This window comes from Bartonella sp. AA9NXGY, from assembly GCF_042196845.1.
Lineage (GTDB): Bacteria > Pseudomonadota > Alphaproteobacteria > Rhizobiales > Rhizobiaceae > Bartonella.
This window is the reverse complement of the sequence record NZ_JBHIRB010000002.1, coordinates 93998-107863: the sequence shown is the minus strand read 5'-3', so window position 1 is coordinate 107863 and position 13866 is coordinate 93998. Positions and strand designations below refer to the sequence as shown.

At 37.1% G+C, this 13866-nt stretch carries 7 protein-coding genes; 6 read left to right on the top strand and 1 reads right to left on the bottom strand.

Features of this window, described 5'->3' with window-relative positions:
- Positions 1-369: 369 nt before the first annotated feature.
- A complete protein-coding gene (locus ACFIM6_RS01600; protein ID WP_375611373.1) occupies positions 370-1902 on the top strand; it encodes a YifB family Mg chelatase-like AAA ATPase in 1533 nt (510 codons plus the stop codon).
- Positions 1903-1913: 11 nt separating this feature from the next.
- On the opposite strand, the gene ACFIM6_RS01595 is transcribed toward ACFIM6_RS01600, so the two are convergent.
- Positions 1914-2819, bottom strand: a complete 906-nt coding sequence (locus ACFIM6_RS01595) for a transporter substrate-binding domain-containing protein (RefSeq protein WP_375611372.1) — start codon at positions 2817-2819, stop codon at positions 1914-1916.
- Between the two features lie 1229 nt (positions 2820-4048).
- Between ACFIM6_RS01595 and gyrB the strand changes: the two genes are divergently transcribed.
- The 5 genes from gyrB to ACFIM6_RS01570 all read left to right on the top strand — a co-directional run bounded on the left by gyrB (position 4049) and on the right by ACFIM6_RS01570 (position 13068).
- On the top strand, positions 4049-6481 hold the full coding sequence (gyrB, locus tag ACFIM6_RS01590) for a DNA topoisomerase (ATP-hydrolyzing) subunit B (protein ID WP_375611371.1): 2433 nt from the start codon (positions 4049-4051) through the stop codon (positions 6479-6481).
- Between the two features lie 118 nt (positions 6482-6599).
- Positions 6600-7382 (top strand): bifunctional demethylmenaquinone methyltransferase/2-methoxy-6-polyprenyl-1,4-benzoquinol methylase UbiE, encoded by a 783-nt coding sequence (gene ubiE, locus ACFIM6_RS01585; protein ID WP_375611370.1) that lies wholly within the window; start codon positions 6600-6602, stop codon positions 7380-7382.
- 2 nt (positions 7383-7384) lie between these two features.
- Positions 7385-8971, top strand: a complete 1587-nt coding sequence (ubiB, locus tag ACFIM6_RS01580) for a 2-polyprenylphenol 6-hydroxylase (protein WP_375611369.1) — start codon at positions 7385-7387, stop codon at positions 8969-8971.
- Between the two features lie 68 nt (positions 8972-9039).
- Positions 9040-10461: a bifunctional phosphopantothenoylcysteine decarboxylase/phosphopantothenate--cysteine ligase CoaBC gene (gene coaBC / locus ACFIM6_RS01575; protein ID WP_375611368.1), complete on the top strand. Its 1422-nt coding sequence runs from the start codon at positions 9040-9042 to the stop codon at positions 10459-10461.
- Between the two features lie 1887 nt (positions 10462-12348).
- Positions 12349-13068 (top strand): sulfate transporter family protein, encoded by a 720-nt coding sequence (locus ACFIM6_RS01570; protein WP_375611367.1) that lies wholly within the window; start codon positions 12349-12351, stop codon positions 13066-13068.
- Positions 13069-13866: the final 798 nt, after the last annotated feature.

Sequence of the window (13866 nt, the reverse complement as noted above, 5' to 3'; positions counted from 1 at the left end):
CTTTAAATAATATAAAAATAAGAAAGGTAAATATAATTACTTTGCACATTTTACACGTTTTATCACATCAAATAACACTCTGCGATACATAACGTTATCCTCCCCTTATATTTTCATAAAATTTTGCACTGTTGTATAACACGAACAGCCTCATTCTTTTTTTCTTAACATATTTATTTAGCTTATTATAAATGTTTTATTGCGTCCCATATCATCATGGTTAAATTTGTACAAATGACTTTCCATGGGAATGCTAAAAAACTGCCCACGTATATAGTTCTCTCTATAAAAAAAGCTATAGAGATGCTTCTTGATTTTTATAAATAGATATGATTGTCTCTACCAAGTCTAAAGGGGGAAAATAAATAAATGATCGCACGTATTACAACTGTTGCTTTTCGCGGTCTAGAAGCAGTCCCTGTCGATGTACAGGTTATGATTTCGTCTGGTAAAATAGGAATGGCTATTGTTGGATTAGCTGATAAAGCAGTTGCAGAAAGCCGTGAACGTGTACAAGCAGCCCTCCACGCTTGTGGACTTTCTATGCCTACTAAACGAATTACGATTAATCTTGCACCAGCTGATTTGCCTAAAGAGGGATCGCATTATGATTTGCCAATCGCCGTAGGCTTAATGCTTGCTATGGGAATCCTCCCTCCCGAAGTAGCTCAAGACTATGTCATTTTAGGAGAATTATCACTGGATGGTTCACTTACCGCCGTTAATGGTGTTTTACCAGCTGCCATGACAGCTTTATCACTCGATAAAGGACTGATTTGTCCCTTCCAATGTGGACCTGAAGCAGCATGGGCAAATGCAGAAATAAATATTCTTGCCCCAGAGACTCTGCTCACTATAGTCAACCATTTCAAAGGAACCCAAATTCAAAAACGTCCACAACCGCGCCAATATACTATCGAAACTGAACTTCCAGATCTTTGCGAAATCAAAGGACAAAAAACAGCCAAACGTGCCTTAGAAGTTTGTGCTGCTGGACGCCATAACCTTTTGTTTGTAGGTCCCCCTGGTGCTGGAAAATCTATGCTAGCGCAACGCTTACCTTCCATTTTGCCACCTCTTGATAGCCGTGAGCTTTTAGATGTCTCTCTGATTGCTTCTATTACAGGAGAAACGGTTCATAATACCATTTCACTTCATTGCCCCTTTCGTTCCCCACATCATTCTGCTTCCATGGCCGCAATGATTGGTGGAGGGCTTAAAGGACGACCGGGAGAGGTCTCCCTTGCTCATAATGGTGTGTTATTCCTTGATGAATTGCCTGAATTTTCTCCACAGGTTCTTGATTCTCTTCGTCAACCTTTAGAAAGTGGGGAGTCAGTTATCGCCCGCGCTAATCACCATATTAGCTATCCTGCTCGCTTCCAACTTATTGCCGCAATGAATCCTTGCCGTTGTGGTATGGCAGGCGAAAAAGACCATGTTTGCCCTAAAGGGATACGCTGTCAAATCGATTATCAGTCCCGTATTTCTGGTCCTCTGCTTGACCGAATTGATTTACGGATTGATGTCCCTGCTTTGACGGCTATGGACCTTATGCAACCAGAACAATCAGAAAAAAGCTGCGACGTTGCCAAACGCGTCGCACGGTGCCGTACCATTCAAGCTAAACGTTTTTCAACAATGGGGTTTGATCATATTCGTACCAATGGCGATTGCCCTGCCAAAATTATAGAACAGATTGCCATTCCTGATAAAAGTGCGACCATACTCTTACGAGATGTGAGTGAAAAAATGCACCTCTCCGCACGCGCTTATCATCGCATTCTCAAAGTTGCACGCACAATTGCTGATCTTGACGGATCAGATACTCTTTCACGCTATCATCTCGCAGAAGCTATTTCCTATCGACTAGGCGCAGAAAGATTAACAGCCCTTAATTAAAAAACTACTCATCAAAAAAAACTTATTGGAAAATAACGCAAATAAAGTTCTGTAAGTTTACCATCCTCTTCTAGAGATTTCAGCGCATAATTGAGTATATCAACCAATTTTTCATTCTTTTTTGCAACAGCAAGCTGCATTCCTTGCCCCAATAACTGTGGCGCCATATATGCCCCCCCAACAAAATGGCAGCAATCAACAGATTTTTGTTTTTTGAACCATAATGATAAAGCAAATCCATCATCAAAAATAAGGTCAATTTTACGCTCTTGTAATGCTTTATAGAGCTCTTCTCTCTTTTTAAACCCTTGCCATTTGGCTTTAGGAAAATAATATTGAAAGAGTTTTTCGTGAACACTTTTAGACAAAACACCACTGGTTAAATGTATCAATTGATCGCTTATTGGCTCATCGAGATTTAAACGTCGAGAAGCAACAAATCGCGCTGGAAAGCGCAAATATGACTTTGTAAAAACAAGATCTTGCTGGGTTTTACTTGTTTCTTTTAAACCCGCAATAATGACTTCTGCACCACCATTTTTAACATGTTCTAAAAGCTCTTTCCAAGGAATCACTTCTATTTCACAAAGCTTCTCTAATTTTAATTTTGAGCAAATAGCACGCAATAAATCGATATTATAACCTGCAAGATACCCCGATTGATCAATAAAATTAAAAGGAGGAAAATCAAAAGTTGTTACAAAACGCAAACGAAAGATATCCGTTGTATCAGGTTGTACCAAATGTTCATGCGAATCAAAAAAAGAAGGCAACCTTTCAGCTTCTGCGTAAGAGGAAAATAGAACCCCCCCCGCTACAAATAAAATACGAATAAAAATATTGTATGGATTATTGAATAAAAAGTACTGTAAACGCAATTGAAGATGTTTCACATATATAGATTTTTTTATTTTCAAAATCTCTCCCCCATTTTTCAAAACTAAGATGCACCACTTCTTAACTATTATCTAACGCACTTCACCAAAATATCTGGCGTTTAATAAATAAAATTCTTGCTATTTTTGAAACCATTGAAAATGCTTAGATTTCTGATGTTAATTTTCCAAAATGAATATATAAAAAGTAATTTTAGAGAAAAGCGATTTAATTTTTTAATATAAGAAATAAGCTGTATATACTTTATTGCGTATCTTAAAATATTAAGACCATTTCCTTGCGTATCACAACTTGGGAAGTATATAGATACTATTGAAGAAAAGAGTAAAAATACCCCTCAAATGCCGAGGGTTTTCTCAACATTAAGGTTGCATCAACATTTAAGAGCTGAAAAATAAAATGATGATTCTGATTTGCACTTTATTGTCACGATGGGAAAGATGGGGGACATAAATCTTGTAGTATTCACAGGGTATTTTGCGTTATACTATTCAAACATCGTTGTAAAATGAGTTTGGGAACATTGAGAGATGCTCCTTAAAAAAGCGCGTGAATAAACAGTACAATGGCGTTTTGTTTTGAATGAGCGATGCAACCTCACGAGAATGCAAGAAACAAAAGCGTAAGATAATTCGTTATTACCCTCATTATTCAAAAATATCACCGTAGACGTTTTTTTAAATTGTAAAGTTGAATATAAAAGATGATCGTGGAAACGTGTTTTTACATTTACGCATTTATATTTTCCTCAAATGAAGCTTTTTTCACATTTTAAAGATGACACAAACCAATATACACAATATTTTCGCCTCAATCTAACATACAAAAGTTTGAACTGCTTAGAGAGCTCGCAACCTTTGTTTTAAATATATGGTAGAATTAGGATTGAAAAATTGATTTATGGATAAAACAAGTGAGACCTTTATTAGTGTAACACAAAAATGCATAACTAATTCTGAAACATTACGCATATGCAAAAATAAACAAAGTAAATAGCATCGTTTATGAAACAGCTTTTTGTATAAGTCATAAGTGTTTATTCGCCTTATATCACCGCCCTAGTGTTTTACAGCATAGCAGTACACTATCATTTTATCATTCTCTCCATTATATATCGACAGATATTGAATCTAGATCTGATATACGGTAAATATTTAATGTGGTTATTCCATAAATAACTGATCAGAACATTGAGCTTTAAAAAAAGCGGATAAAATATTGTAAATTGAACACAGGAATGGACTAACTTATGAGTGATGAAATAACCTCACCAGCACAAAGCAATAACTATGATGCCGCTTCTATCAAAGTTCTCAAAGGTCTTGATGCTGTACGCAAACGTCCTGGTATGTATATCGGTGACACTGATGATGGATCGGGGTTACACCATATGGTCTATGAAGTTGTAGACAATGCTATCGATGAAGCTTTAGCCGGTCATGCAACTCTTGTAAACGTCACACTCCATGCTGATGGTTCTTGTTCTGTTCGTGATAATGGACGTGGAATTCCGACAGATATCCATCCAACAGAAGGTATTTCTGCCGCTGAAGTTATTATGACACAGCTTCATGCCGGTGGAAAGTTTGATCAAAACTCTTATAAAGTTTCAGGCGGATTACACGGTGTTGGCGTCTCTGTTGTGAATGCATTATCCGTTTGGCTTAAATTGCAAATCAAACGCAATGGTAAAATTCATGAAATATCATTTACCCACGGGGTAGCTGATGCTCCATTAAAAGTTGTTGGCGATTGCGATCAAGAAAGTGGAACAGAAATTAGATTTTTACCAAGCTCTGAAACCTTTACTATGGTTGAGTTTGATTTTGAAACTTTAGAGCGTCGTTTACGGGAATTAGCTTTTCTAAATTCTGGGGTTTATATTCTTCTTGTTGACGAGCGTCATGCTGATATTAAATCCGTTGAATTGCATTATGAAGGTGGATTAATAGAGTTTGTGAAATATATTGATCAATCAAAAAAAGCTCTGCTTGATACTCCTATTTATATTGCAAGTGAAAAGGATGGTATGAGCGTTGATGTTGCCCTGTGGTGGAATGATTCCTATCATGAGAAGGTCTTGTGTTTTACCAATAATATCCCTCAGCGTGACGGTGGAACGCATTTGATAGGTTTCAGAAGTGCCCTTACACGCCAAATTAATGGCTATGCTGAATCTTCAGGTATTGCTAAAAAAGAAAAAGTGAACTTAACCGGTGATGACTGCCGTGAAGGATTAACAGCTATTCTTTCTGTCAAAGTTCCTGATCCAAAATTTTCTTCACAAACAAAGGATAAGTTAGTCTCTTCTGAAGTGCGCCCTATTGTTGAAAGTTTGGTCAATGAAGGTCTTTCAATATGGCTGGAAGAACATCCTCATGAAGCAAAACTTCTCATTAGTAAAGTGGTAGAAGCTGCAACAGCACGTGAAGCAGCACGCAAAGCACGTGAACTTACAAGACGAAAAGGGGCACTTGATATCACTTCTCTACCAGGAAAGCTTGCCGATTGCCAAGAACGAGATCCCGCAAAATCAGAAATCTTTATTGTCGAGGGGGATTCGGCTGGCGGTTCAGCAAAAAGTGGGCGCTCACGTCAAAATCAAGCAATTTTACCCCTTCGTGGTAAAATCCTCAATGTTGAACGAGCACGTTTCGACCGCATGCTCTCATCTGATATGATTGGAACACTTATTACAGCTCTTGGAACGTCTATCGGTAAGGATGAATTTTCGCCGGATAAATTACGTTATCATAAGATTATTATCATGACGGATGCGGACGTTGATGGAGCCCATATTCGTACTCTGCTGCTCACTTTCTTTTTTAGACAAATGCCCGAGTTGATTGAACGTGGACATCTTTATATTGCTCAGCCTCCTCTTTATAAAGTATCGCGTGGAAAATCTTCCCAATATATTAAAAATGAAGCAGCGTTTGAAGAATTCTTGATCGATACTGGATTAGAAGAAACAACGCTTGAGCTTTCAACGGGAGAAGTTCGTGCAGGGGCTGATTTGTATCAACTCGCTAAAGATGCTCGTATATTACGTCAACTTTTAAATGGTCTTCATACCCGTTATGACCGTAATATTGTTGAACAAGCAGCAATTGCTGGCGCTTTTAATCTTGAAGTCTTTGCAACACAAGAAAAAGCGCAAAAAATAGCAGATACTACAGCACACCGCCTTAATCTGATTGCTGATGATATGGAACAAGGTTGGAGTGGACAATATACAGCAGATGGAAGTTTATGTTTTGAGCGTATTTTGCGTGGTGTTAAAGATGTTGTTACGCTTGATGTGGGACTTATAAATTCAACTGACGCACGCCAAATTGATCGCATTTCTCAAAATTTTATCGACATATATCATCCTCCTGTTCTTTTACGTCGCAAAGATAAAACAGAGCGTATTTTTGGTCCTATGAGCCTTTTAGAGAGCATTTTTACAAACGGTAAAAAAGGTGTTACTCTTCAACGTTATAAAGGTCTTGGGGAAATGAATGCTGAACAACTTTGGGAAACAACGCTTGATCCCAATGCACGTTCTCTTTTACAAGTAAAGATTAATGATGCAACCGATGCAGATTCACTCTTTTCTCGTCTCATGGGTGATGAAGTTGAACCTAGACGTATTTTTATTCAAGACAATGCCTTAAGCGTTGCCAATCTTGATATCTAAAGGTACTCTTCTGTTTTTGGCTGTGTAAACGTCGTAGTTTTATACGTTGTTTTTTCGTAGTTGAACATTCCCTCTCTATTTCATTTACGATAAAAGAAAAATAAGGAAGATCATATACATGGCAATTGAAACAGAACGTGTAGGAACCAAGGGTGGCATGGAGCACTCTTTTGGTTTTACAATAGTAGATGAAACACAAAAACAATCCATGGTGGATGGTGTGTTTCATTCTGTTGCTGAAAATTATGACAAGATGAATGATATCTTATCCTTAGGGCTACACCGTGTGTGGAAAAATTCCATGATTGCTTGGCTTTCCCCACCAGCACTTTCTCATTGGAAAGTTCTTGATGTCGCTGGCGGTACAGGTGATATTGCTTTTCGTATTCTTAATGCTTCACGCCAAAAAGCCCATGCTACAGTGCTTGATATTAATGGCTCAATGCTCAGCGTTGGCAAAAAACGCGCACAAAAAAATGGTCTTGCCCCTCTGATTGATTTTGTTGAAGCCAATGCAGAAAATCTACCTTTTGAAGATCAAAGCTTTGACGCTTACACGATTGCTTTTGGAATTCGCAATGTTCCTCATATTGATCAAGCTCTTAGAGAAGCTTTTCGTGTTTTAAAGCTCGGTGGACGTTTCTTATGTTTAGAATTTTCAAATGTCGAGATGCCTTGGCTCGATAAAATTTATGATCTTTGGTCTTTCCATGCTATCCCTAAGCTAGGTCAATTTATCGCAAATGATGGCGATGCTTATCGTTATTTGGTTGAATCTATCCGCAAATTTCCTAAGCAAGATGATTTTGCCCATATGATCAAGCATGCGGGGTTTTCGCGGGTATCGTACCGCAATCTCACCGGTGCGATTGCAGCGCTGCATTCAGGTTGGAAAATTTAAAAATGGTGCAAATTTCCCCTTACTTTCAATTGATGCGTGCAGGATGGGTTTTAACACGTGAAGGTGTTTTAAGTGCTCTTCCTCATGATGATCTTCAAGGATTTCCAGCGCTATGTCATCGTATAGCGAGTGCATTAGCACGACGCAAAACAAAAAAGAAACAACGATCTGAAAATATTTCATATGCCATTAATAAGCTTGGACCCTCTTACATAAAACTTGGTCAATTTCTTGCCACAAGACCTGATATTGTTGGGCGTGATATTGCGGAAGATTTGTCACAGCTACAAGATCGCGTCCAAACATTTTCTTGCACTGCCGCTATTGCTCAAATTGAAAGTTCTCTTGGTCGCTCTATTGATGATTTATTCGTAAATTTTTATCCCCCCATTGCCGCCGCGTCTATTGCTCAAGTTCATCCAGCTGAATACAGTGATGAAACTGGCCATAAGAAAAAATGTGCTGTAAAAGTTATTCGTCCCAATATCAGAGCACGTTTTTCTAAAGATCTTAGAGGATTCTATCTCATTGCTCATTTACAAGAGCGCTATATCCCTGCCTCTCGAAGGCTTCGTCCTGTTTGTGTGGTGGATACTTTAGCACAAACAACACGACTTGAAATGGATTTACGCTTAGAAGCAGCAGCTATATCTGAAATGGCTGAAAATATTCAACATGATACAGGCTTTCGGGTTCCACGTATTGACTGGGAACGGACAGGACGTAATGTTCTTACAATGGAATGGATTGATGGTATAAGAATATCCGAAACTTCCAAACTCAAAGAAGCAGGTTTTGATTTGAAGGCGCTTGCTATTACGCTTATTCAATCTTTTCTTCGTCATACACTGCGTGATGGTTTTTTTCACGCCGATATGCATCCTGGTAATTTATTTGTAGATGAAAAAGGATGTATTGTTGCTGTTGATCTAGGCATTACAGGAAGGCTTGGCAAAAAAGAAAAGCATTTCCTTGCTGAAATTCTTTACGGCTTTATTACCCGCGATTACCATCGAGTTGCACGTGCCCATTTTGAGGCCGGCTATGTTCCTTCACACCATAATATCGAAAGCTTTGCGCAAGCCAACCGCGCTATTGGCGAACCAATTCACGGACAATCAGCACAAAGCATTTCCATGGCTAAATTGCTCACTTTATTGTTTGAAGTCACTGAATTATTTGACATGCAAACGCGACCTGAACTTTTATTGCTGCAAAAAACGATGGTTGTCGTGGAAGGTGTTGCCCGCACATTAGACCCCACTTTTAATATGTGGAAAGCTTCTGAACCCATTGTCAAAGAATGGATTAGTAAAAATTTAGGACCCGTAGGCGTTGTAAAAGACTTTAGTGAAGGAGCACAAGCTCTCCTTTCGCTGGCACGCAAAACACCACAATTGGTTCAAAATTTCCAACAAATAGAAGAAGATTTCAATCAAATGAGAAAAACAGGTTTTAATCTTTCTCCTGCTACCCTCAAACAACTTGCTGTAGAACAAAGTCACAGAAACCGTTATGGTCGTTATAGTCTTTTCATCATTGCACTTTGTTGCGCTTGTCTTACTTTTTACTTTTTTCACCTTTTCTAATCTCCTTAATATGCTAAAAATATCAACAATGAAATCATTGCAATCATTTTATTTCTTGGAGGTATTTTATGGCCAGTATTACCATTCGTAACCTGTCTCCTGAAACCAAAGAAGCTTTACGCATACGCGCCGCGCAAAATGGTATTTCTATGGAAGAAGAAGTTCGACGCCTTTTAAGCAATCCCACTCCTCTCACCACACAACCCCTTCATACTAGCGCTGTTGAAGCGCAATCATTGAAATCAAAATCACTTCTTCTTATTATTGGTGGAAGTATTGCATCCTATAAAGCACTTGATTTGATTCGCCGCTTACAAGAACGTGGAGCACACTTAAAAGTCGTGATGACAAAAGCAGCGCAAAAATTTATTACGCCTTTAGCCGCTGAAGCTTTAAGCGGTGGTACTGTATATACTGATTTATTTTCACGTGAAGAAGAACACGATATTGGACATATCCGATTAGCACGTGATGCTGACCTGATTATTTTAGCTCCTGCTACAGCCAACCGCATTGCAAAAATAGCCCATGGCATAGGAGATGATCTGGCTGATTGTGTCCTTTTAGCAGCACGCTGTCCACTCTTGATTGCACCCGCCATGAATCCAGCCATGTGGGTGCATCCAGCAACTATTCGTAATGTTGCACAATTGCACGCAGATGGCGTTCATATCATCGGACCAGAAATCGGAAAGATGGCTGAACGTGACGAGATTGGATATGGACGTATGAGCGAACCTTTAACCATTGTCGCTGCTATAGAGAATCTTTTGAATGTGCATGAAAAACCTCTCTTTGGCCGCCATTTCATTGTTACCTCTGGCCCTACCCATGAACCAATTGATCCAGTACGTTATCTTGCTAATCGGTCCTCAGGTAAACAAGGTCATGCCATTGCAACCGCTCTTGCACATTTGGGTGCAAAAGTAACACTTATTTGTGGACCTGTTCATCTTGCAGACCCACAAGAAGTAAAAACCATTCATGTTGAAACAGCACAACAGATGTTAAAAGCCGTTCAAACCGCATTGCCTGCTGATGGTGCCATCTTTGTTGCCGCTGTTTGTGACTGGCGTAGTCAAACCCAATCTTTACACAAAATTAAAAAGGATGCTCATAAAACACCACCATCCCTTCACATGGTTGAAAATCCTGACATTTTAGCAACGATTGGACACGCTCCAAATCGCCCCTCATTGGTCATTGGTTTTGCTGCTGAAACATGCGATATTATTGCTAATGCGCAAAAGAAATGTGTTGAAAAAGGAGCTGATTTCATTCTTGCTAATGATATTTCTCTTCAACTAGATGGTACAAGTGTCATGGGTGCTGATACAAATCAAGTTTATCTCGTAAGTAGAAAAAAAGTTGAACAATGGCCCCATATGAGTAAACAACACGTAGCGCAAAAATTAGCAAACGTGATTGTATCATTTTTTGCCCCCCAAACACCTACTCCTCATGAGGAAAATATACCCCTTTGCAAATAAGAACTCTTCAAACGCGTTGATATTAAAACACCTTATAAAATAGAACTGACAATATGTGTCTATCCATCTCAATTAGTATATAATATTTCTGGTTTATAATGATAATATCGCATTGTTCATATTAAATTAGAATCCCAGATATCATAAGATTCTCTCATTCCTAATCTCTCTCATGTTGAATCAATAAAAATCATTTTCTTGCACGTTGTAAACAAGGATAACTGTATGAATACAAAACGTTTCAGAAAGAACTAAAAGCGCTTATAATGGACCGTCTCAAGAACCAAGGGCTTGTCTCGGACAACACTGAGGATGATGGTGCCAGCGTGCTCTTTTTATTAAGCGTAAAGTTAGTGATGCCCTATAAGTTTTATATTATTCACGAGAGCTTTACCCATATACCATTCACAAACGCTGTTGCGAAATGGGTGTGATGAGCGTTGGGAAATGTTTTTTTAAAAAATCCTATCTCACCCTAGCCTTCATAAAAGCAGGATCTATTGCACCACTGTCTCGCCAGCTTATAAAAAAACAAGCTATCATTCACTTTGGCTACCATCAATTTTGACAAAGCTCTTGTAATGGATAAAATTTATAAAAAGCATTTTCTTTCTTCAATGTTTTTATCCACATATTGGTCATATTTATGATATGCAAATAAATGATTTTGATTGTTTCATGATGAGAGCAGCTAATGAGAAAATATGACAACTTTATTTTGAGCTCTTATTCGCTATGAAAAATAATGTATAAATCAATAATATTATAACATCTCAATGCAATTTTAAGCATACTTCATGCTGACGCTCATAAAGAATGTAGACAAAATTCATTGTACCACTGTCTATAAGTTTATGAAACTGAAGCCTTTATTATTTTCCTCAGTGATCGGTCTTTAAGATTAAATGTCTGTGTCCTCTCTCCAGAATACCAAGACCACAAAGACTAGAATTTTATCCATGATATCTTCACATTGTGATGTTTCATGAGAAGCATTTTTATTCCTTTATCGAAAGCTTTGTATCCATACATTGGTCTCGCCTATAATGTGTACGTAAATAATTTTTTGATGTTGAATAGAGTCTTTGAAATTAAAGAATATTTCTATATTTGGGATTTTATTCAAGTTGAAAATGATCAATTCTCTTCGATAAATTAGTGGTGTTATTATCTAAAAATTATTTGATACAGTGCACCACTTGTATGAAAAGTGCTTCAATGAATGCTTACTTCATTGCACTTATGGCTTTTAAAATTCAAAATCTCATCATTTTTAAGCATCCGTGGTTTCTCCCTTTCTTTGCTTCTTCTCAAAAAACTGCTCTTCTATGGGATCTGACAGTCAATCGCCTAAGCTTATTTTTTCCACTTCTATCATATTAATCATTCTGTTGCCCAAAATTAGAATATCTACGGAGCTACTACGTTACCCCTATTCCATTGAACTCAATATTTTTTTGAAAGCGAGAGGCAAAAGCATGCCGCCAAATAGTAGAAAAGTACAGAATTTTAGGAATTGTGCAAAACAATTAAACATTTAGATAAACGAAGTTAGATAACTCTACTGAATAAATAGAAATAAACAACTTTTCTCCCAAATAGTTCTTATTCCTTAATTTTTTACATATATCATATAAACGCAATAATCTACACTATGTACAAAAATACTAAAAATTTCTTCTACAACAGCTACTTTTTAAATTCTTCTTTGTTTTTAAAAATCAAAATTTCTATTTATTCAAACTTTATTTTTAACAAAGAAACCTTAACCGTTTTTTATAATGTTCTTGAAAAAAATCTTGTAATTCAAAGAAAGAAAAAATTACACTGTACATACTTTAAATATATTTCTTGTTTTTTTTGCTTCTTTCCTTAGTTTATTAATCTATGATTTTTACTGCTGCTTATCGTGCTTTACAACGTCTTCTGACCTCGCAATATCGTATTATGATACTGAAAGCATTGGGGGTTACTTTTTTCATTCTCACCATTTTATGGTTATGTGTGCACCAACTTTTTGTGTCTTACTTTTGGCCCTGGATTGCTCAATTTCTTCCTGGACTCCCTAGTTGGGCGGGATGGATTGGTTTTAGCATGCTTATCATCTTTAATCTTGGGTTGGCTCTTTTGTTGGCTTTTTTGATTGCACCCATCACAGCTATGATTGGTGGTTTTTTCATTGACTCTGCTGCTGAAATCATTGAAAAGGAGGATTACCCAAACGAGCCTATTGGACAAGCCTTGCCGTTTCAGCGTTCTCTTATCATTTCCTTTAAATTTGTTATTTTAAGCCTTCTTGGTAATGGAATTGCTTTTATTTTATTCTTCATACCAGGTATTAATTTAATTGCTTTTTATCTTATTAATGGTTATTTGCTCGGTCATGAATATTTCTTGTTTGCGGCTTACCGTTTTCGAACAGAGCAAAATGCGCGTGCTTTTTTACATACTCATTACACAACAGTTTTTGGCGCAGGATTATTGATAGCGCTTTTTGTTTCGATTCCTATTATTAATCTAGCAACACCGCTTTTTGCCGCCGCCTTTATGACACATTTACACAAAATGCTTTCCCAAAAGACCATAGCACGCATTACACAAAAATAGTGTTCCTTGACTTTAAGGTTAATAAAACTTGCCAGCCAAAGAAAGCATAATATAAAATTTTATGCTTTATCTTTTATTAAAGCAATATATTGATTTATAATGATAACTTATCGTTTCACAACATGAGTGAAAAACCTAAATATTATGAGGGTTTCTCATTTTAATCCTATTCATATTGGATCAATTGAAATCGTTTGTTAATATATCATAAACGGAGGTGGTGTGCGGATAAAAGTACTTTCAAAAAGGCGTGAAATATCTTTATATGAATCCTCTTAATGCAAACATTATCGTCGTATTGAAAACTGAAAAAGAGTATGATGGTGCCGCTTTGTACCTTCTATTTCAGTAAAAACGGATAGCATAATGTCTTTTATACCATTCATGGAGAGTGTATATTCTTCATAAGAGAGTTTTGGAAATTATTGAAAGATATCTGTGTAAAACAAGCACGTAAATGAGTAATATAATGGTATTTTGAGCGTATTCTATTTTAATTGTAAAAAGCGTGCGCTTTAAAGAAACCTTTTGAAAAAAATCTTGCTCTGATGTTAGCGTTTCGCTAATATAGCGTTATTGTATTCATTATCTTTAATGGATTATTTTAGCCTTGTTAGCGCCTTATATTATAAGGTTTCTTTTCTTCAAAACTGTTGATACGAATGATTAATTGGATATTCATTTTTATTAAAAAATAAGGCGTTTGTTAACCATCGCAAGGAGTAAATTTTAACACCAAAGTAAAAAATACAAACATGTAAGTTCTTAAAACTTATGAGAAATTTATTATAGGGAATA

What these genes read in the sequence shown, in the direction of transcription:
- ubiE (WP_375611370.1), top strand. Translation starts at nt 6,600, where the DNA reads ATGGCAATTGAAACAGAACGTGTAGGAACCAAGGGTGGCATGGAGCAC.
- ACFIM6_RS01570 (WP_375611367.1), top strand. Translation starts at nt 12,349, where the DNA reads ATGATTTTTACTGCTGCTTATCGTGCTTTACAACGTCTTCTGACCTCG.
- gyrB (WP_375611371.1), top strand. Translation starts at nt 4,049, where the DNA reads ATGAGTGATGAAATAACCTCACCAGCACAAAGCAATAACTATGATGCC.
- coaBC (WP_375611368.1), top strand. Translation starts at nt 9,040, where the DNA reads ATGGCCAGTATTACCATTCGTAACCTGTCTCCTGAAACCAAAGAAGCT.
- ubiB (WP_375611369.1), top strand. Translation starts at nt 7,385, where the DNA reads ATGGTGCAAATTTCCCCTTACTTTCAATTGATGCGTGCAGGATGGGTT.
- ACFIM6_RS01600 (WP_375611373.1), top strand. Translation starts at nt 370, where the DNA reads ATGATCGCACGTATTACAACTGTTGCTTTTCGCGGTCTAGAAGCAGTC.